A 19941-nucleotide genomic window follows, 5' to 3' on the forward strand; every position below is an offset into this window, starting at 1 on the left:
CACGCCGAGAAGAACGTGCGACAATGGGGCCACGTTCGCCCCCGGCGAGGAGGTCCCCATGGCACGCATCATACTCACGCGCCGCTCGTTCTTCTCGGCCGCCGCCCTTGCGGGGCTGGGGACGCTTGCGGGCTGCTCTGCCGCATCTGTGTCCGAACCGGAGCCCGGGCGCGAGGACGTCACGATCTACGACCAGGCGTCCGGGGGAGGGGAGGCCGTCGAGCCCGCTCCGTCTCCCGTCGAGCTGGAGATTCTGGTGGTGGGGGACGTCCTGCTGCACGACACGGTGCAGGACACGGGCCTCATGCCGGACGGCACGCGCGACTATGCGCACCTCTTTGCGCAGGTGGCAGATGACATAGCTGCCGCTGACGTGGCCGCGGCCAGCCAGGAGAGCCCGCTGGGCGGCGCGTCGCTGGGACTCTCCGGCTACCCTGCCTTCAACGGCCCGCAGGAAGTGGGAGACGCGGAGGTCGCCGCGGGATTCGACGTCATCACCCACGCCAACAACCATGCGCTTGATCGCGGCATGGACGGCATCGCGGCGGAGCTCGCCTACTGGCGCTCGGCGCATCCGGAGGTGCTGGTGACGGGTATCGCGGACAGTCAGGAGGCGGCCGACGTGCCGCCCGTCATCGAGCGCGAGGGACACGTCGTTGCCGTTCTGAGCTACGCCACCATGACCAACGGCATCCCGCTGCCGGAGCTCTGGGCCGTGCGCATGGTGGACGAGGGGACCATCGCGGCGGACGTGGCGGCCGCACGCGAGGCGGGGGCGGAGCTCGTGGTGGCGTGCCCCCACTGGGGCGAGGAGTACGTAACCGCGCCGGATGACAGCCAGCGCCACTGGGCGCAGGTGCTCGCGGATGCCGGGGTCGACGTCATCGTGGGCGGCCACCCCCACGTGCTGCAGCCGTTCGAAGTGCTGGCGGCGTCCGACGGGCGCTCGGTGCCGGTCTTCTGGTCCCTGGGCAACTTCACGTCCAACCAGAACGACATGGAGACCATGGTGGGCGGGATGGCGCACGTGCGGGCGTCCCTCGCGGACGGCGGCGCGTCCGTCACCGAGTGTCGGCTCACGGCGCTGGTGACGCACAAGGCGGCGGGCACGGACTTCACCACGTACCGCCTTGCGGACTACACGGAGGAGCTCGCGGCTGTCAACAACGTGCACGTCACCGAGAGCAACTTCTCGCGCCAGGCGTGCGTGGACTTCTGTGCCGGCCTCCTGGGCGACGGCTTTGATTCCGCGAGCTGCGAGCTCACCTGGCGGCCGTGACGGGGGGGGACGGGGCTGTCAGCCCCGTTGGGCTACAGCACGCGGCGCACGGCGTCGTGCCAGCCGGCAAGAAGGGCGTCCACCCGCTCCGGCTCCATCGTCCGCCGGAAGACGTCGTCGGTCTCCCGCAGGCCGCGCAGCTCGTCCGTGCTGCCCCAGAAGCCGGAGGCAAGTCCCGCCAGGTAGGCCGCGCCGAGCGACGTGGTCTCCGTGTTGGCCGGGCGACGCAGCTCGCAGCCGAGCAGGTCTGCCTGGAACTGCATGAGAAAGTCGTTTGCCGAGGCGCCGCCGTCCACGTTGAGGACGTCGAGCGCGCCGCCGGCGTCCGCCGCCATGGCGTCCGCGAGGTCGCGGATCTGGTATGCGAGCGCCTCGAGCGCCGCCCGCGCGAGGTGGGCGCGCGTGGTCCCGCGCGTGAGGCCCAGGATCGCTCCGCGCGCGTCCGGCTTCCACCAGGGGGCTCCCAGCCCGGTGAGCGCGGGCACGATGTGCACGCCGCCCGTGTCCGGCACGCTCCGAGCAAGCGCCTCGGTCTCGGCGGCGGTCCTCACGATGCCCAACTCGTCGCGCAGCCACTGGATGAGCGCGCCCGCCACAAAGACGGAGCCCTCGAGCGCGTACTGGGTCTCGGCGACCCCGGGAGGAGCCGCGGCGATGGTGGTCACGAGGCCGTGCTCGCTCTCGCGCGCCACCGACCCCGTGTTGAGCAGCATGAAGCAACCGGTGCCGTAGGTGTTCTTGGCCTGCCCCGCGTCGAAGCAGCACTGCCCAAAGAGAGCGGACTGCTGGTCGCCGGCCACGCCCGTGACGGGGATTCCGGCGGGGAGCCCCGGATAGCTCGTCTCGCCAAAGAAGCCGGAGCTCGGGCGCACCTCGGGCATCATGGACGCGGGGACGCCAAAGAGCGCGAGCAGCTCCTCGTCCCAGCGTCCCTCGTGGATGTTGTAGAGCATCGTGCGGCTTGCGTTGGTGGGGTCCGTCGCGTGCACGAGCCCGCCCGTGAGCACCCAGATGAGCCACGTGTCCACCGTGCCAAAGAGGAGTTCGCCCGCTTCCGCGCGCTCTCGCGCGCTAGGGACGTTCTCTAGGATCCAGGCGATCTTGCTGGCCGAGAAGTACGCGTCGGGCAGAAGGCCCGTCTTGGCGCGCACCATCTCGCGCACCTCCGGCGAGCCGCAGAGCCGCTCCACCATGTCCGCCGTGCGCCGGCACTGCCACACGATGGCGTTCGTCACGGGCGCGCCCGTGGACGGGTCCCACACGATGGTGGTCTCGCGCTGGTTGTCTATGCCTATTGCGGCGACGTCCGCCGCCGTGAGCCCGTGGCGTGCCACGAGTTCCGTGAGGCACCCGATCTGCGAGAAGAGGATCTCCTGCGGGTTGTGCTCCACCCAGCCGGGCTGCGGGAAGATCTGCTGGAAGGGCCGCTGGACCACGTCCACCATGTGCCCGGCGCGGTCCACGAGGGCCGCGCGCGATGAGGTGGTTCCCTGGTCGAGCGCTATCACATACCTGGGTGTGCTCATGGCTGGCTTCCCCTCTCGTCAAGGTGCGCGCATATCCAGGAGAGGACGTCCTCCATCACGCGCGCCCCGTCCTTCTCGTTGAGGATCTCGTGGCGCATGCCGTCGTAGATGTGCACGTCCACCTCGCGCTGCCCGGCGCGCCGCGCGAGCTCGGCCGCCGCCCTCACGCCGCGACCCCTGTCCCCCACGGGGTCCTCCGCCCCGGAGACAAAGAGCAGCGGCACGTCGCGCGGCACGCGGCGCGCCCAGGAGAGGGAGCACGCGCGAGCGGTGAGCTTGGTGACGGCGGCATAGCCCCCGGCCGAGAACATGAAGCCGCAGCGGGGGTCGTCGACGTACGACGCCACGTTCTTCTCGTCATGGCTGAGCCACTCGCAGCCCGTAGGCCCGGGCACGGCGCGCGCGTAGCCGCCCACGCCCATGGCGTCGAGCAGCTTCGAGAGGTGGTCCTCGCCGCGCAGCGCGCACGTGAGCCGCGCGAGCGCGTGGCCCGCCCAGGAGACGGCCACGGGGAGCGTGCCGGTGCCGCTGAGGACGGCGCCCCAGACGCCCGCCCCGTGCTCCGCAAGGTAGACGCGGGCGATGTAGCTTCCCAGCGAGTGGCCAAAGATGAAGTGGGGCACGCCCTCGCCCGTGCACTGGGCGAGAAGGACGCGCAGCTGATGCTCGTCCTCCACGAGCGCCTCGGCACCGCCGCGCGCCGGCAGGCAGCCGTAGCGGCTCGGGTCAGCGGAGGCGCCGTGGCCGATGTGGTCGTCTCCGCAGACGACGAAGCCCTCTGCCGCGAGGAGGCGGGCGAAGGCGTCATAGCGCTCCACGTGCTCGGCCATCCCGTGGACGACCTGCACGACGCCCCGCGGCCGCCGCTCGGGCGCCCCCTCCGGCCACCAGACGAGCGCGCGAAGGGTGGAGCGCCCGTCGGACGAGGGGAAGCGCAGCCCCTCGCGCCTGAGCAGCCCCTCGCGCCCGTTCTCTGGTGCGGTCACGTGCCCACCTCCGCGCTCTTCTCGCCCTCGTCTTAGTCGCCCCTGTCCTCAGCGGCCTTACTGCTTTTTGAAGTATCCTCGTCATTCGCGGGCTCTGCACGGCTGCCCCGCCCGCCGGGAGGATATGACCGCTCGCGTTGGGGTACCATCCTCTACGGACTGTCAGAGGAGGAACCATGGGCTTTCACTGTGTCGACTGCGTCTTCGGCACCTTCACCCTTCACGAGGAGTCCGGGATGTACCAGGGCTCGTGCAGCCGGGGCTACACGCTTGCCAACCCCCACGTGCACACCAGCCCCGAGGACCACTTTGCGGAGAGTCCGCGCGACCTCGTCCCCGCGGTCGACCCGTTTGGAGAGGAGTACCTGAGGACGTCGAACGTCTGCGAGCGCTTCTGCCGTCCGCAGGACGCCCATCGGCACATCCACGAGTTCGGGCTCCACCTTCCGCACCTCCACCTTCACGGTCACGGCTCGAATGTCTCGGAGGACACCCAATAGGTGATGCATCCCAGCCCTTTTACCTGCACTTTTGATTGTGATGGCCCGTGGGCGGAGAAAAACTCACCCGTCTCGGCAACGTAACAGGCTATCTACTTCATACTGAACAAAAAACGGTACGTGAGGTTCTGGCCAGACTCGTCATCGGGGAACGGGGGCTGCCATGGCGTTGCACGCGCAACCTGCGAGCACGGATACCAGAGACCGTCTCCTCAAGGCGGCCATGAGGGAGTTCGCACTGCGGGGCTACAAGGGTGCCTCGCTTCGTCAGATCTGCGCCTCGGCCGGGGTTACCACCGGGGCGCTCTACTTCTTCTTCAAGAACAAGGAAGACCTGTTCAGGACTGTCGTGGCGCCTGTGATGGAGCCGCTTGCCCAGATGCTCGCCTCCTCGGTCGACCACGAGGTGCCGCTTTCCCGCTCCCTTGAGGGGCGCAGGGAGAAGGAGGTCCCCGAGGCCGCGCGAGACTTCCTCGAGCTGTGCGCGGAGCAGAGCGACGTGGTCAAGATCATGACGCGCGACAAGGACAACCCCGTCATGGAGATCCTCGTGAGCGAGGTCGCAGCCGACCTCGCGAACAAGATTCACGAGGGTCTGCTCGTGCCCAAGGCGGGGCGCGAGGCCGTTGAGGACAAGTTCGTGGCCAGCTGGCTTGCCGGCACCTGCGTGCGCTCCGTCATCCAGATCATCGGCGCCGAGGGCACCTTCGAGGACTCCTGCAGGCGCATGGCAACCGTCTTCAACTTCATCCTGGCGGGCCTCCTGCAGCTGTAGGGCGCGCGGGCGCGGCCCCCTTCGCGTCCCCCTTCGCGGCCCCTCCGCCGCCCCAGGGAGTATGATGGGTGACACGTTATCCGTGCCCGTCAGCCCGGCAAGAATGGGGGAGCCATGCCCGACACTTCGCGTGACCTTATCTTTCCCGCGCCCATCTTCCACGAGAAGATCTGGGGAGGCCGCAAGCTCGCGACCGACTTTGGCTATGAGATTCCGGACGGCCCCATAGGCGAGTGCTGGGCCATCAGCGCACACCCCAACGGCGACTGCGTGGTCTCCGGCGGCGCCTGGGACGGCATGCACCTCTCCGAGCTCTGGGACCAGCACCGCGAGCTCTTTGGCAACGTCGAGGGCGACCGCTTCCCGCTGCTGGTCAAGATCATCGACGCCAAGGACCACCTCTCCGTGCAGGTGCACCCGGACGACGCCTACGCCGCGGAGCACGAGAACGGCTCGCTGGGCAAGCGCGAGTGCTGGTACGTCCTGGCCGTCGACCCCGGCACCAAGATCGTGATCGGCCAGCGCGCGCACGACCGCGCCGAGCTCGCCCAGATGATCGAGGAGGGTCGCTGGGACGACATGCTCAACCTCGTGCCGTGCCACGTGGGCGACTTCTTCCCCATCGAGCCCGGCACCGTCCACGCCATCCAGGGCGGCACGCTCATCCTGGAGACCCAGCAGTCCTCCGACGTCACCTATCGCGTCTACGACTACGACCGCGTCCAGGACGACGGCAGCACCCGCGAGCTCCACATCCAGCAGAGCCTCGACGTGGTGGACTACGGCATGGAGGCGCCTGCGTCCGGCGAGGTCACCGCGCCCGAGGTGGACGGCGTGACCGAGCTCATGGAGTGCCCCAACTTCGTCGTGGACCGCGTCCGCGTGTCCGGCGAGAAGAACGTGGAGCAGGAGTGGCCGTTCCTCTGCGTGAGCGTGATCGAGGGCTCCGGCACCGTGAGCGCTTCCGAGGCCGGCGTGACGCACGAGATCGCCCGCGGCACGCACTTCCTCGCGCCCGCCGGCTGCGGCACGATGGCGTTTGCCGGCGACATGACGCTCGTGACCTCTCGCCTGCCGTAACCTGACAAAGGGGACAGGGTAGTCTGTCATGAAAAAGCGCCGCCCGACGCAATGCCGGGCGGCGCTCTTGCTTGACAGTTTGCTCAGGTCAAACTGTCAACTGTTAGGCCTCGATCTTCTCGCCGCAGTGCGGGCAGCGGGTGGCGCCGGGCTTGACCTCCTCGAGGCAGTACGGGCAGGTGGGGGCGGCCTCCTCGGCAGCGGCCTCGTCCTCGGCGTTCTTCTTGGCAAGGGCGTCCATGCGCTCGCGCATGGAGTTGAGGCCCTTGACCATGCAGAAGACCACGAAGGCGATGATCAGGAAGTTGATGATGGCAGAGATGAAGGCGCCCAGGTCGATGTACTGATCGGTGGTGCCGGGAACGAGCCAGCGCAGGCTGTTGATGGCCTCGGTGGCGCCGTCGGCCGCGCCGCCGGTAGCGGTGCTGGAGACGGTGGTCACGAGCGTGATCAGCGGCTGGATGACGTTGGTAACGAGAGAGTTGACGATTGCGGTGAACGCGCCACCGACGATGATACCGACGGCCATGTCCATGACGTTGCCGCGGGCGATAAACTCCTTGAACTCGTCGACGATCTTCATGCAAGAGCCTTTCTGTCTTGGATGCACAACATTTCAATCATATCAAGGTTGCATTCAGCCGCGCATACCAATATGGCCTCAACCAACAGATGAGGTTTCCCAGCCGAGCTCCGCCGTGTCCAGGAGAACCGTGAAGGGCCCGTCGTTCACGAGGCTCACGCGCATGTGGGCGCCAAAGACGCCCCGCCCCACGTGGCCGACGCCCAGCTGGGCCTCCGCGAGCTCGCAGAAGCGCTCGTAGAGACGCTCGGCGAGATCCGGGGCGGCGGCGTTGGTGAAGGACGGGCGGTTGCCGCGGCGGGCATCCGCATAGAGCGTGAACTGGCTCACCACCAGAAGCTCGCCGCCGGTGTCAACGAGCGAGAGATTGGTCTTGCCCGCGTCGTCCGCGCAGATGCGCAGCGCGGCGACCTTGCGCCAGAGCCGCTCGGCCAGCGCTTCGTCGTCGCCGGGAGCCACGCCCAGCAGAACGAGGTAGCCCGCCCCACAGCTGCCGACGACCTCGCCCTCAACCTCGACCTGAGCGCTCTCCACGCGCTGAATCAGCGCCCTCATGTCACCTTCCCGTCTGTCAATTGGGGACAGTCCCCAATTGACACAAAACTTTGATATCAAACATGTGTGTAAATTGGGGACTGTCCCCAATTTACAGGCGATAGAGGGTGGAGAACTTCTCGGTCAGGTAGTCCGTGTAGTAGACGGGCGAGAAGGGCTCGCCGCACGCGGCCTCGATGAGCTCGCCGGAGTCCTTGGAGCGGCCCCAGCGCCAGATGCGATCGCGCAGCCACTCGCGGATGGGCGCGAGGTCGCCGGAGGCGCAGACGCCGTCGAAGTCCATGCCGCCCGCCACCATGGCCGCCTTGAGCTGGGTGCCGTAGGCAGATCCCAGGGCGTAGGTGGGGAAGTAGCCGAAGGAGCCGTCGGACCAGTGGGTGTCCTGGAGGGCTCCGCGCGTGTTGTCCGGCACGCTCACGCCCAGGTACTCGCGGTACTTCTGGGCCCAGAGGCGCGGGACGTCCGCCGCCGCGGCCTCGCCGGAGAAGAGGAGCTGCTCGATCTCGTAGCGCACGAGGATGTGGAGCGGGTAGGTGAGCTCGTCCGCCTCGGTGCGCACGAGCCCGGGCTCGGCGCAGTTCTCGGCCAGGTAGAGCAGGTGCGGCGTCACGTTGCGGAGCTGTCCCGGGAAGCGCTTGACAAGGCGCTGCAGCAGCGGGGCGGCAAATGCCTCGGAGCGGCCCACGAGGTTCTCGAAGAAGCGGGACTGCGCCTCGTGCATGCCCATCGAGGTGCCGCCGCGAAGCGACGTGTAGCGGTACTCCGGGTCGACGTTCTGCTCGTAGAGCGCGTGGCCGCCCTCGTGCAGCATGGAGAAGACGTTGGAGAGGAGGTTGTCCTGGTAGACGTGGCTCGCGATGATCACGAAGCTCCTCGACGGGCCGCCCGTGAACGGGTGCTCGGTGCGGCCGATCCAGAGCGCGCCCTCGTCCAAGCCCTCGAGGCTCATGAGGTCGCGGGCGAGCTTCCACTGGCGCTCCTCGTCAAAGTTGCCGTCGACGCAGGAGTGCCCGGGCTTGTGGCGGCTGGCCATGCAGTCCGCCAGGAGCGGGACCACGCAGTCCTTTACCTGCGAGAAGAACCTGTCGTAGAAGGCGCGGTCGGTGCCCCACTCGTACTCGTTGAGCCAGACGTCGTACGGGTCCTTCTCGGCGTCCTTCTTGGCCGCCATGGACTTGAGGGCGGCCACGATGCGGTCGAGGTAGGGGGCGAAGCTCTCCCAGTCGTTGGCGGGCTTGGCGCGGCGCCAGACGTCGTTGGCCTCCACGGTGAGGCGGCTGAACTCGGCCTGCTCCTCCGCGGGGACGTCAACGAGGGCGGCGCGGTCGCGCTTGAGGATCTTTATCTGGGACATGCGAGTCTTGCCCACGAGCTCGGGCTCCTGCTCCAGGCGGTCGAGAAGGGCGCCCACCGCGGGGTCGCAGAGGGCCTCCACGCTGGCCTGCTGAAGGGTCGCGAGCGCCTCGGCGCGCTCCTCGGTGGCCTTGGGAGGGTCGATGACGGGGCCGAGGGAGCCGATCTCTCCCATTGCGTAGCCAAGCGAGAAGAGCGTGCGCTCGAGGGAGTCGAGCGCCTCCATGTCCGCGCGGGGGTTGGCGAGTGCGGCGTTGAGCTGTGCGGGGTTCGTTTCTGCCATGGTTGCTCCTCGGTGGTCGTGAGGGTGTCGCGGCGCGCTCGACGTGCGCCCCTCTCAGTTTACCCGTCCGCCGACGCGCTGACCCGCCCGCGCAGAAGATGGCCACAAGCCTTTCCGGGCCTCGTATCATCGAAAACTACGTATGGTCGCGGGGCGAGCGCCCGCAGCGAAGGGAGGACTCTCATGGACATGGTTCTTGGCATCGACGTGGGCGGGACGAGCATCAAGGTCGGCCTCTTCACGCCCGAGGGGGAGCTGCTCGACGAGAGGAAGATCACCACGACCGAGCTCGTGAGCGAGCAGGCATTTGCCGCGGTGACCGGCGCCATCACGGAGTTTATCGCCGAGCACGACGCCGGGCCCGAGGACGTCATCGCCTGCGGCCTCGACGTTCCCGGCCCCGTGGCGGACGACGGCACGCTCGGCATCATCGCCAACGTGGAGCTCGACCCCAAGGGCTTCGTCGCCGCCTTCAAGGCCGCCTTCCCGCAGGCCTCCATCGCCTTCGTGAACGACGCCAACGCCGCGGCGCTGGGCGAGATGTGGGCCGGCAGCGCAAAGGGCGCCACCAGCTGCGTGGTCATCGCGGTGGGCACGGGCGTGGGCGCCGGCGTCGTGGCCAACGGCAGGCTCGTGGCGGGCGCCTTTGGCGCCGCCGGCGAGGCGGGTCACGTGACCGTCAACCGCGACGAGACGCGCCAGTGCGGCTGCGGGCGCTACGGCTGCCTCGAGCAGTACGCCTCCGCGCAGGGCATCGTGCGCACCTACCTGGAGGAGTGCGAGCGCCGCGGCGTGAAGCCCGCGGACGTCGAGCACGCCACGGACACGCTCTCCGTCTTCAGGGCGCTCGCGGACGGCGACGAGTGCGCCAAGTACGCGGTCGAGGTCATGTGCGACTACCTGGGCCTCGTCATGTCCCAGATCTCCTGCATCGTGGACCCTGAGCTCTACCTCATCGGCGGCGGCGTGGCTGGCGCCTTTGACACCTTCGCCCCCATGCTTCGCGAGCGCTTCGACGCGTACGCGCTGAAGCCGTCCCGCGCCGCGCGCATCGAGGTTGCGAGCCTGGGCAACCAGGCGGCTATGTACGGCAGCGCCTACGAGGCCCTTCGCATCCGCCGCGAGTCCAGGACGCCCAGCCTGGACTAGCTTGTCATGACAAAGGTGCCAGGGTAGTTTGTCAGAATCTCGTGCAACAAAAGGCGGCGCGTCCGGAAGCTGGACGCGCCGCCTTTGCCTGCGATGTCTCGCTGCCCTACGCCTTGTTGACGGAGCCGAGGTTGGTCATGCGGACCTTGACGAGGTCGGTGATCTCCTGCATGCCGGGCTTGTTCGGCTTCTTGGGGTCAAAGGCGCCGGGGTTCTCGGCCATGTAGCCCATAAAGCCGCGCATGAAGGCCTGGCGCAGCTCGGTGGCGTAGTTGACCTTGCAGATGCCGTTCTTGATGGCCTCGGCCACCTGGTCGTCGGGCACGCCGGAGGTGCCGTGGAGCACGAGCGGCACGTCAACGACGGAGCGGATGGCCTTCACGACGCTCTGCTCGATGTGCGGGGTCTCGGTGTAGACGCCGTGCGCGGTGCCCACGCCAATGGCGAGCGAGGTGCAGCCGGTGCGCTCGACGAACTCGCGGGCCTCCTCGGGGTCGGTGTAGGGGCTCTCGCCCTCGACGGCCGGGCCGTCGTCCTCCTTGCCGCCCACCTTGCCGAGCTCGGCCTCGACGGGGATGTTCAGCGGCTTGGCGACCTTGGTCACGGAGGAGGTGAGGGCGATGTTGTCCTCGAAGGTGTCGTGGGAGCCGTCGATCATGACGGAGGTGTAGCCGGCCTTCATGGCCTGGACGGCGCGGTCGAAGCCGTCGCCGTGATCGAGGTGGATTGCCACGGGCACGCTGGCCTGCTCGGCGGCGACGCGGCACATGGCGGCGAAGTAGTCGAGGTTGGCGTACTTCACGGTGCCGGGCGTGGTCTGCATGATGACGGGGGAGCGAAGCTCCTCGGCGGCCTTCACAACGGCCATGACGAACTCGAGGCTCTCGACGTTGAACGCGCCGACGGCGTAGTGGCCGGCCTGGGCGTCGAGCAGCATTTCCTTCGTGGTGACGAGCATCGAAACTCCCTTCCTCGGAGTGGCTGATAGCGCCATTGTACGAAGGGTGGCAAACGTGTGCTCAGATGGGACGCTGTGGGCGGTTGGACCCGCTCCGCCAAAGGGAAACCAAGCGCAAGGAGCGGAGTTCATTTGTAGGGTATTTCCCGGGGGCTTACTTGAGTACACTACAAATGAAGCTGCGAGTTTCCGCAGGTCAAAAGCCTGGCAAAACTGTAGTGTACTTGCAGTCGCGCCCGGAAAATACCCTACAAATGAGCCTCTTGTCCGTTTGGGCCCCCCGGATGCCCCTACAGCCGTCTTCTTTCCAAAACGAAAGAAAAAGCAATGTGATAGATTGCCTGTAAGGAAAGAAAAGGAAACACAATTCGCACACAAACGCGCGTAACGGAGATCGTGCGTGGCGGGCGAGAAGAGCGGGCGAGAAGAACACCGAGAAGGGCGGGGGACATGGCGATGTCATCCGAGGAGCGGCGCTCCGCCATCCTGGACATGCTCGACCGCGCCACGTCCGTGCAGGTCACACAGCTTGCCGACGCCTTTGGCGTCAGTCGCGTGACGGCGCGCGCCGACCTCGACGCCCTCGAGCGCGACGGCAAGCTCCGCCGCACGCACGGGGGCGCCGTCTCGCTCTCCAAGACGCTCACGGTCTCCGTCCAGGACCGGCGCGTCAACGTGAACGCCGAGGCCAAGCGCGCCATCGCGCGTCTGGCGGCCCCCTTTGTGGAGGACGGCGACTCGGTGCTCGTGGACTCGGGCACCACAGCGCTCGAGCTCGTGCGCGCCATCTCCGGCAGGTCCGGGGTGACCATCGTGACCGATGACTTCACCATTGCCGACTACGTGGACCGCTCCGCGCCCTCGCTCGACGTCATCATCCTGGGCGGGAGTCTGCGCAAGGGTCACCGCTACACCGCGGGGCCGCTCGCCATGCGCACGCTCGAGATGCTCCACCCGGACAAGGCCTTCGTCACGCCCACGTCCTACGTGCCCGGTCGCGGCCTCATGACCAACAACCAGGACATGGCCGAGCTCAAGCGCGCGTACCTGGGCTGCGCCGCGCACACGTACGTCCTCATGGACGCGAGCAAGGTCCGGGCGCCGGGGCTCCTCTGGTTTGGCACGCTCGCGGGCGTGGACGCCGTGGTCATGGACGCCGACCCGGAGGGCCTCGTGGGAGAGGACGCCGCCGAGCTCGGTTGTCGCGTCATATACTAGGCCGGACCCAGGCCGGACTGGCCGGGTGCCTCTTGAAGGGAGAAGAACGTGGCCGTGAAGCTCATCCTCACAGACATCGACGGGACCGTCCTTCCGCGCGGGCAGCGCCGGGTCTCCGCGCGCACGGCGGCCGCCTTCCACGCGGCGGTGGACGCCGGCATCGTGGTGGGCCCCGCGAGCGGCCGCGGATACTCGTGGATCCCTGACTTCTTTGGCGGGGACCAGGCGTGCTGCTCCACGGCGCTCGCGACCAACGGCATGCAGGTCTACCTCCACGGCGAGAAGGTCATGGAGCAGACGCTCGCGCCTGACGCCCTCGAGCATCTGCGCGCCATCGTCGCCGAGACCCCGCGCGCGGGCCTCGTCTGCTTTGACGATGCGACGCCGCTTCTGGTGGAGGGCTCGCTGGAGGACCTGGCGGCGCACTTCCCGGCCTATGCCGAGCGCTGCCGCGTGACTCGCGAGCTCCCGGACTTTGCCGTGGTCAAGGCCAACGTCTTCACGGGCGCGGGCGAGCCAGCCGCGGCCGAGCTCGTGGCGCGCCTCAACGCGGAGGTCACCGAGTTCGACGTGGACCGCGCCATGCCCACCTACTCCAACATCATGCCGCGCGGCTGGAACAAGGGGACCGCGGTGGCCTGGCTCGCGGAGCGCCTGGGCGTGGGCCTCGATGACGTCGTGGTCTTCGGGGACGCGGACAACGATCTCCCGATGCTGCGCGCGGTGCCCAACTCCGTGACGGTGGCGGGCGCCTCGCCCGAGGTCGCTGCCGTCTCGCGCTGGCACATCGGCGCCTGCGAGGACGACGCCGTGGCCGCTGCGATCGAGGCGCTCGCGGCGGGGGAGTGGCCGTTTACGCACTAAGGGGCGCCCGTCCCTGAGGGTATGCACACTGCGCATACCGGGTATGTACAGTCGACCTCGAGGTCCCTCTCACAAATCCGCAGGTCAAAGACGCGGGCGAGAAGAAAGAGGGTCGGAAGGCGTACATACCCTGAGCGGGCGGTGTACATACCCTCACGGTGGGGCGGGGCTATACTGGGGGCATGAGCGAGTCAGCCGACAGCCCCCGCGTCCTCGTGGTCGAGGACGACGCCGCGCTCTCCGAGGTGGTCTGCACCTTCCTCGGGGACGAGGGCTACGTATGCGTGCCGGCCTTTTCCGGCACCGAGGCCTTGCTGCTCGCGGAGCGCGCGGGCGAGAAGAACCAGCCCTTCGACCTCGTGATTCTCGACCTCATGCTGCCCGGTCTCCCGGGCGATGAGCTTGTCGGGCGCCTGCGCACCGCCGGCGTCACAGCCCCCGTGATCGTGACCTCGGCACGCTCCGCCGTGACCGACCGCGTGAGCCTGCTGCGCCTGGGTGCGAGCGACTATCTGGTCAAGCCCTTCGACCTGGACGAGCTGCTCGCACGCGTGGAGGTCCAGCTGCGTGACCGCGCGCACGGGGAGGGGCGAGAAGGACGAGCCGCCGCAGCCCTGCGCCTCGGTCGCTGGGAGCTCGACCCCGCCGCGCGAACGTTTGCCGTGAACGGCGAGCCCGTGCGCCTCACGCGCACCGAGTTCGACATCCTCGCCGCCATGATGGCAGAGCCCGGGCGCGTCTTCACCAAGCGGGCGCTCTTCGAGCTCGCCCGCAACGAGGAGGCTCTCACGGAGGAGCGCACCATCTCCACGCACGTGAGCAACCTGCGCGCCAAGCTGCGCCCAACGGGTACGGACGCCTACCTCCAGACCGTCTGGGGCATCGGCTTCAAGCTCGAGGCGTGACAAAGGGACAGTCCCTTTGTCACATTTCTTGTCAAAGTCTTGTAGGTCTCTGGAGCGTTTGCCCAATCCTTCCGGGTAGGCTGAAAGCAACGACGGAAGGAGGAGCCATGGCCACAAACCCAATAGAGACGAGCAGCCTTTCCAGGTCCTTCTCGCACGGCTCGGTGCGAGCGGTGCGCGACGTGAGCCTCGCCGTGCCGGCCGGCTCCGTCTTTGGCATCGTGGGCAAGAACGGCGCGGGCAAGTCCACCCTGCTCAAGCTCATCGCGGGGCTCATGCGGCAGGATGCGGGCACCGTGAGCGTGCTCGGCCGTCAGCTGCGCCCCTGCGAGTCCCACCCAAGGCTCGGCGCGCTCGTGGAGGCGCCCGCGGTCTACGGCAGGCTCGACGCCTTCGAGAACCTCATGAACCGGGCCCTCGTGCTCGGGCTGCCGGACCCAAAGAAGGCGTGCCGAGAAGCGCTTGACCTCGTGGGTCTTGACGCGCGCACCGCCGGTGACGGCCGCGGCCGCGTCCTCTGGCCCCGCGGCACCTACGTCGACGACCTCTCGACCGGGCAGCGCCAGCGACTCGGCGTCGCCCTCGCGCTCATCGGCAACCCCGAGGTCCTGCTGCTCGACGAGCCGCTCACGGGCATTGACCCCACGGGCGTGGCGAGCCTGCGCACGCTGCTCGTCCGCCTCAACCGAGAGCGCGGCGTCACCGTGGTGGTGAGCTCGCACATTCTCGCTGACCTCGAGCGCATGTGCACGCACTACGGCATCATGCGCGATGGCGCCCTCACACGCCAGCTCACTGCCGAGGAGCTCGCCGACGCCTGCGCCACCTACCTCACGCTGCGCGTGGACGCGCCGGAGCGCGCGGTGGCCGTGCTCGCCGAGGAGCTTCCTGGCCTCACGGTACGCGTGCTGCCGGACGGCGCCCTGCGCGTGACCGCCCCTGGTGGGGGAGAGCCGGATCGCACGGTACTGGCGCAGGTGCTCCTCTCCGCGGGTATTGCCGTGACGGAGCTCGCCGTGAGCGAGCCGGACGTGGAGGCCGAGCTCGTCCGCCTCATTGACGGAGCGGCTGCCAAGAAGGGCAGGTGAGTGCCATGACCACCTTCGCCAATCAGCTGTGCGCCGCGTTCTTTCTTGCCTCGCACGACGCCTACGTGAAGGGCGCCTTTGTGCTGCCGGCTTTGCGCGCCGTGCTGTCCATCCTCCTGATGCTGCTCTTCCCTGACGCCAACATGCACGTGGTCTTTGAGGAGGCGGTCCTCGGTCTCGTCCGCATGGGTGCCCTCTTTGGCACCTGCCTTGCCATGGCGGGGATCGTCACGCACGACGTCTCGTCGGGCGGCCTGCGCGCGGCCATCCTCACGGCGCGCGGGCGAGAGGGGTACGTGGCATCCCGGATGATTCTGGCGCTGGTGCTCGCGGCTCTTCTCGGCCTGTGGTCCGTGCTGCTGAGCATGACCCTGTTCCTTGCTCCCGGCGCGACCTTCGAGGGGATGCCCGCGGGCGAGCTGGCGCTCCGCGTGGCGGCCCACATCCTGATGGGCTGGACATATGCCGTCTTTTGCATGCTCCTCCTGTGGCTCTCCCGACGCTCCCGCGGCTTTGCCTCGACGTTCTTCGTGGCGGTCATCCTGGGCGCCGGATTTCTCAACGTGGTGCTCTTCGTGCCGGTGATGATGGTGCTCATTCCGCTCTCCCAGGAGCTCGCCTTCGAGGCGCTCCAGCTGATCGTGCCCATCCTGCCGAGCACCCTGCTCGGCGACACCTTCGTGGCAGACGCCCGCATCGTCGTGCTGCCCGCCGTCTACGTAACCGTCTGCTGGGCGCTCGCGCACCGCGTGATGACGCGGGCTCAGCTCTAGCGTCGGAAAATAACGTACTTTGGTTTCCTGAAAAAGTACGTTTGCCCAGTTGGGCTCTATGCGATGACATTTCAAAGTACGTTAATTTTGGAGGTGCCCCATGGCAAACCAGATTCGCGCCGCGCTCTACACGCTCGCGCGCAACTACCGGACGTGGGTGGCGCTCGGATTGGTCGCGCTCGACCGGGCCTACTCCGCCTGGCGCGTGACGCAGGGCGTGACCTACGGCCTGCAGGACTCGATCTTCCGCGACAAGGCGCTTGTGCTCGTCTTCCTCTTTGCCGGGGCGAGCGTGGCCGTCTTCGACCAGCGCGGCGGGGCCCTGCGCTCTGCGTGCGGCACCGAGAGGGGGCGTCTGGACTACGTGCTCTCGCGCTTTCTCGCTGTGGCGGCGCTCACACTGGGGCTGCTCGCGGTGACGGCGGCGCTCGACGTTGCCGCCGGCGCACTGGTGCCGGGCGCGTCCGTCATCGCCGCGTCCCCGAGGATGTGCGCCCCGGAGCGCGTGGTCGCCGGCGTGCTCACGTACCTCGTGATCGCCGAGCTCGCCTTTGCCGCGGGCGTGGTCACCAGGAGCCACAGCGCGATAGCGACGGCCGGCATCGTGGTGGTTGCCTTCGTCGCGCTCTGCCTGGTTGCCCTGGCAGTCGTCCCGCCCGGATCGCCCACGCCGATGGGCGTGACGCTCTCGGAGGCCCTAGGCTTCGTGCTGCCCCTCGAGGGTCTTACGGCGAACGTGATGTTCGCGCCGTACGCCGCGCTCATGCCCCTCGACCCCCTGCGCGCCTTCGTGGTGCCGCTCGTGTGGCTGGCTGCCCTTCTCGTCCTGGTGCGCGGCGTGATGGCGCGGAGGACGGTGTAAGGTGGAGGGGGAGCCCTCCCTTTTTCGCCTGGCGAGAAGGACGGTGTGACGTGAGTGCCTTTCCCCCGCATGGAGCGCGCAGTCGCGACCTCGCGCGTCTGGCGGAGCTGCTCGATTGCGCGCCGGCCAACCCGGCGCCGCGCGCCCGCCTGGAGTCCTCGGACCCCGCCGTGGCAGAGCTCGCCCGCGCGGTGGACCGCCACCTGGACGCGGACCTCGAGCGCGACCTCCAGCGCCGCGCCGCCGACGAGCGCTTCCGTGAGCAGCTCGCTGCGCTCTCCCATGACATCCGCACGCCGCTTGCCGGGGCGCAGGGCTACCTGCAGCTCGCCCGGCGCGCCACGGATCCGGAACGTGCCGCCCGCTACCTCGAGCGTGCGGAGGAGCGCCTCGCTGCCATGCGCGTGCTCGTGGACGACCTCTTCACGTACGCGCGCGCCGCGGACCCCTCGTGGGAGCTCGAGCTCGAGCCCTGCGACCTCGCCCAGGCAACGACAGATGCGCTTGCGGCCCGCTACGAGGCCTTCGCCGCGCGCGGCTGGGAGCCGGACGTGCGGATTGGCAAGACCGCGCCCGTGCTCGCCGCGCCCGACGCGCTCGCGCGCGTGATCGCAAACCTGCTGGAGAACGCCCTCACGCACGGCGCGGGCGCTCCGAGCGTGCGCGTGGAGGGCACGGCGCTCACGGTGGAGAACCCCGTGGCGCCCGAGGACGCCGCCCGCCTCGACTCCACTCGCCTCACGGAGCGCTTCTACCAGGGGGATCCCTCCCGCAGCGGCGGCGGGACGGGGCTCGGCCTCGCCGTCGCCCGCGCGCTCATGGAGTCGATGGGCGGTGCGCTCACGGTGGGCGTCACCGCCGGCGACGCGCCGTCCTTCTCGGTTTGCCTTGAGCTCCGTCCGGCACCCGCTTGACAGTTTGCTCAGGTCAAACTGTCAAGCGGGTCAAACTGTCAAGCAATGTGCGACGATGGTGACATGCGGAGCCACGGGACGCGCCGCCCGGAGAAGGAGGAAGCATGGGTACCATCTGCACTATCTCCACCAACAAGATCAGCGTCGGCCTCACGGAGGTGGGAGGGACGCTGGCCTCGATCAAGGACGCGGACGGCCTCGAGTACCTCTGGCAGGGAGATCCCGCCTACTGGGGCGGGCAGGCGCCGATTCTCTTTCCCATCTGCGGCAGCATCCGCGGAGACCGCGCCGTCACGCAGGACGGCAGCGAGCTCTCCATGCCGCGTCACGGCGTCGTGCGCAAGCGCACCTGGGAGCTCGAGCACGCGGGCGAGAAGGACGCGAGCTTTGTCATCCGCAGCGACGACGAGACCATGGCGAGCTACCCCTATCCCTTTGAGCTGCGCAGCCGCTACGAGGTGAGCGACACCACGCTCACCGTGACCTACGAGGTCACCAACACGGGCGGGCGCCCGATGCCCTTCCAGGTGGGCGGGCACCCCGGCTTCAGGTGCCCCTTCGTCGAGGGAGACTCCTACGAGGACTGCTACCTCGAGTTCGAGCACGAGGAGACCTGCACCGCCCCGGAGCCCGTCACGGAGACCGGCCTCATCGACATCGACGTGCGCCACCCCGTCCTCGAGGGCACGCGCGTGCTGCCGCTCGCCCACGAGCTCTTCCACAAGGACGCGCAGATCCTCGACGAGCTCACCTCCCGCACCGTGCGCCTGCGCTCCAAGAACGCCGAGAAGGGCGTGGAGGTTTCCTTTGCGGACCTTCCCTATCTGGTGGTCTGGTCCTCCGCCAACGACGGCCCCTTCGTCGCTTTGGAGCCGTGGGTGGGCCTCTCCACCTGCAACGACGAGGATGACGTCTTCGAGCACAAGCGCAACATCCAGGTGGCCGCCCCCGGCGAGAGCAAGTCCTACTCCTTCACCGTCACCCTGCTCTAGCCCCTAAAGCCCAAGTCGCCCAGCAGCGCCCGACGCGCGCTCAGCCCGAAATGCGCTCCAAGTCGCCCAGCAGCGCCCGACGCGCGCGCAGCTCGACAACGTTAGCCACACAAGGCCCGGCCCGTCCTTCTCGTGGCGCAGTTCTTCGCGAAGCGAAGCTGTTTGAGCACACGAGAAGAACGGGCCGGGCCCAGTAGCGTCTTACGAACCTATGCGACCTTCTCGACCGAGGTGCCCGCGCGCAGCTCCTCGGCGACCGCCATGTCGAAGTGGCCGGTCGAGGGCGTGAGGCAGTTGGCGCTCGCGCAGGCCATCGCGTAGGCGAGCTGCTCCTCCACGGCCATGCCGCGCGCCATGGCAACGGCGAAGGCGCCCACCATCGTGTCGCCGGAGCCCACGGGGTTCACGACCTCGATCTTGGGCGCACGGCCGCGGAAGACGCCCTCGGAGCAGGCCATCACGGATCCGTCGCCGCCCAGAGACACCACGACCTTCTCGATGCCGTAGGTCTCGTGGACCTCGCGCGCAGCGGCGTAGATCTCGTCGATGGACTCGGGCTTGCGGCCCAGGATCGCCTGGATCTCATCTGTGTTGGGCTTGATCATCGTGGGGCGAGCGGGGAGGCTGCCCACGAGAAGGGCGCCCGAGGTGTCCAGGATCGCCGGCTTGCCGGCCGCGCGCACGATTTCTACCAGCTCGCGGTAGATGCCGTCGCCCGCGCCCTTGGGTACGGAGCCGTTGAAGGTCACCACGTCGGCGCGCGCCGCGATCTGGCCCACCTTCTCGCGCACGGCGGCAACCTCGTCCTCGGTCACAGGGCGGCCGGGCTCCAGGAACTCCGTCGAGCGGCCGTTGGGCTCCAGGACGTTGATGCAGCAGCGGGTCTCCGTGGCCACGCTCACGAAGTCGTGCTCGATGCCGTCTGCGTCCAGCAGCTCGCAGAGGAGACGCCCGTTGTTGCCGCCTACAAAGCCGGTGGCCACGATCTTCTCGCCGCAGGTGGCGACCGCGCGGGCCGCGTTCAGCCCTTTGCCGCCGGCGTTGTCGATGCAGGTCTCCACGCGCATGACGGTGCCGTCTACGAGCGGGCACGCGAGCTGGTAGGCCTTGTCGATGGAGGTGTTGAGCGTGACGGTAGAGATCATGGGTCCCCCTTGCTCGGAATGGTGGTGAGGCAATCATACTTCCTCGGGCGCGGGCCTTGGGGCCCCTTTGTCTGGTATGGGGAAAGAGGACCAACTGTTAGAGTCGTTACTACCAGTTTCTGCATATTCTGAGCTGCAGTTTGTTTACATTTT

Annotated in this window: 20 protein-coding genes; 13 read left to right on the forward strand and 7 right to left on the reverse strand. The window is 68.2% G+C overall.

What is annotated here, in order from left to right; genetic code table 11:
* The first annotated feature begins 58 nt into the window (after window positions 1–58).
* Window positions 59–1279: a CapA family protein gene (locus tag B5F79_RS04940; RefSeq protein WP_158094844.1), complete on the forward strand. Its 1221-nt coding sequence runs from the start codon at window positions 59–61 to the stop codon at window positions 1277–1279.
* A gap of 32 nt (window positions 1280–1311) precedes the next feature.
* On the opposite strand, the gene glpK is transcribed toward B5F79_RS04940, so the two are convergent.
* Complete coding sequence (gene glpK, locus B5F79_RS04945; RefSeq protein WP_087218229.1) at window positions 1312–2805, reverse strand: glycerol kinase GlpK; 1494 nt, start codon at window positions 2803–2805, stop codon at window positions 1312–1314.
* Entirely contained in the window at window positions 2802–3791 is a 990-nt protein-coding gene (locus B5F79_RS04950; RefSeq protein WP_241147254.1) for an alpha/beta fold hydrolase, read from the reverse strand. The genes glpK and B5F79_RS04950 overlap by 4 nt, the downstream gene beginning before the upstream one ends.
* Window positions 3792–3967: 176 nt before the next feature.
* Here B5F79_RS04950 and B5F79_RS04955 point away from each other — a divergent pair, with 176 nt between their 5' ends.
* The 3 genes from B5F79_RS04955 to B5F79_RS04965 all read left to right on the forward strand — a co-directional run bounded on the left by B5F79_RS04955 (window position 3968) and on the right by B5F79_RS04965 (window position 6146).
* Window positions 3968–4291: a hypothetical protein gene (locus B5F79_RS04955; RefSeq protein ID WP_241147255.1), complete on the forward strand. Its 324-nt coding sequence runs from the start codon at window positions 3968–3970 to the stop codon at window positions 4289–4291.
* 223 nt (window positions 4292–4514) lie between these two features.
* On the forward strand, window positions 4515–5066 hold the full coding sequence (locus B5F79_RS11270; protein WP_158094845.1) for a TetR/AcrR family transcriptional regulator: 552 nt from the start codon (window positions 4515–4517) through the stop codon (window positions 5064–5066).
* 114 nt (window positions 5067–5180) lie between these two features.
* Window positions 5181–6146, forward strand: coding sequence for a type I phosphomannose isomerase catalytic subunit (locus B5F79_RS04965; RefSeq protein ID WP_087218235.1), 966 nt, complete (start codon window positions 5181–5183; stop codon window positions 6144–6146).
* Between the two features lie 103 nt (window positions 6147–6249).
* On the opposite strand, the gene mscL is transcribed toward B5F79_RS04965, so the two are convergent.
* The 3 genes from mscL to B5F79_RS04980 all read right to left on the reverse strand — a co-directional run bounded on the left by mscL (window position 6250) and on the right by B5F79_RS04980 (window position 8920).
* On the reverse strand, window positions 6250–6729 hold the full coding sequence (gene mscL / locus B5F79_RS04970) for a large conductance mechanosensitive channel protein MscL (RefSeq protein ID WP_087218238.1): 480 nt from the start codon (window positions 6727–6729) through the stop codon (window positions 6250–6252).
* 78 nt (window positions 6730–6807) lie between these two features.
* Window positions 6808–7284, reverse strand: coding sequence for a D-aminoacyl-tRNA deacylase (gene dtd, locus B5F79_RS04975; protein WP_087218241.1), 477 nt, complete (start codon window positions 7282–7284; stop codon window positions 6808–6810).
* 91 nt (window positions 7285–7375) lie between these two features.
* On the reverse strand, window positions 7376–8920 hold the full coding sequence (locus B5F79_RS04980) for a carboxypeptidase M32 (RefSeq protein WP_087218244.1): 1545 nt from the start codon (window positions 8918–8920) through the stop codon (window positions 7376–7378).
* Window positions 8921–9103: 183 nt separating this feature from the next.
* Between B5F79_RS04980 and B5F79_RS04985 the strand changes: the two genes are divergently transcribed.
* Window positions 9104–10069: an ROK family protein gene (locus B5F79_RS04985; protein WP_087218246.1), complete on the forward strand. Its 966-nt coding sequence runs from the start codon at window positions 9104–9106 to the stop codon at window positions 10067–10069.
* A 106-nt stretch (window positions 10070–10175) separates the two neighbouring features.
* Here the strand turns inward: B5F79_RS04985 and B5F79_RS04990 are convergent, their stop codons facing one another.
* Complete coding sequence (locus B5F79_RS04990; protein ID WP_087218248.1) at window positions 10176–11027, reverse strand: class II fructose-bisphosphate aldolase; 852 nt, start codon at window positions 11025–11027, stop codon at window positions 10176–10178.
* Window positions 11028–11477: 450 nt separating this feature from the next.
* Between B5F79_RS04990 and B5F79_RS04995 the strand changes: the two genes are divergently transcribed.
* The 8 genes from B5F79_RS04995 (at window position 11478) to B5F79_RS05025 (ending at window position 18643) form a co-directional block, all read left to right on the forward strand.
* Window positions 11478–12245, forward strand: coding sequence for a DeoR/GlpR family DNA-binding transcription regulator (locus tag B5F79_RS04995; protein ID WP_087218251.1), 768 nt, complete (start codon window positions 11478–11480; stop codon window positions 12243–12245).
* Between the two features lie 48 nt (window positions 12246–12293).
* The gene (locus B5F79_RS05000) at window positions 12294–13109 is read left to right on the forward strand and encodes an HAD family hydrolase (protein ID WP_087218254.1); all 816 of its coding nucleotides are present in this window, start codon (window positions 12294–12296) and stop codon (window positions 13107–13109) included.
* Between the two features lie 182 nt (window positions 13110–13291).
* On the forward strand, window positions 13292–14014 hold the full coding sequence (locus tag B5F79_RS05005; protein WP_087218257.1) for a response regulator transcription factor: 723 nt from the start codon (window positions 13292–13294) through the stop codon (window positions 14012–14014).
* Window positions 14015–14121: 107 nt separating this feature from the next.
* A complete protein-coding gene (locus B5F79_RS05010) occupies window positions 14122–15102 on the forward strand; it encodes an ABC transporter ATP-binding protein (RefSeq protein WP_087218260.1) in 981 nt (326 codons plus the stop codon).
* Window positions 15099–15875 (forward strand): hypothetical protein, encoded by a 777-nt coding sequence (locus tag B5F79_RS05015; RefSeq protein ID WP_143786244.1) that lies wholly within the window; start codon window positions 15099–15101, stop codon window positions 15873–15875. Before B5F79_RS05010 ends, B5F79_RS05015 begins: the two co-directional genes overlap by 4 nt.
* Before the next feature lie 100 nt (window positions 15876–15975).
* Window positions 15976–16737: a hypothetical protein gene (locus B5F79_RS10830; RefSeq protein WP_143786245.1), complete on the forward strand. Its 762-nt coding sequence runs from the start codon at window positions 15976–15978 to the stop codon at window positions 16735–16737.
* A gap of 50 nt (window positions 16738–16787) precedes the next feature.
* Window positions 16788–17651 (forward strand): sensor histidine kinase, encoded by an 864-nt coding sequence (locus B5F79_RS10835; protein ID WP_158094846.1) that lies wholly within the window; start codon window positions 16788–16790, stop codon window positions 17649–17651.
* 104 nt (window positions 17652–17755) lie between these two features.
* Window positions 17756–18643 (forward strand): aldose 1-epimerase family protein, encoded by an 888-nt coding sequence (locus tag B5F79_RS05025; protein WP_087218266.1) that lies wholly within the window; start codon window positions 17756–17758, stop codon window positions 18641–18643.
* 209 nt (window positions 18644–18852) lie between these two features.
* Here B5F79_RS05025 and B5F79_RS05030 read toward each other — a convergent pair whose 3' ends face one another.
* Window positions 18853–19788 carry a 1-phosphofructokinase family hexose kinase gene (locus B5F79_RS05030; RefSeq protein ID WP_087218268.1) on the reverse strand — a complete coding sequence of 312 codons (936 nt, stop codon included), beginning with the start codon at window positions 19786–19788 and terminating at the stop codon, window positions 18853–18855.
* Between the last annotated feature and the right edge of the window lie 153 nt (window positions 19789–19941).

The sequence above is a fragment of the Olsenella sp. An285 genome (assembly GCF_002159625.1).
GTDB classification, from domain to species: Bacteria; Actinomycetota; Coriobacteriia; order Coriobacteriales; family Atopobiaceae; genus Thermophilibacter; species Thermophilibacter avicola.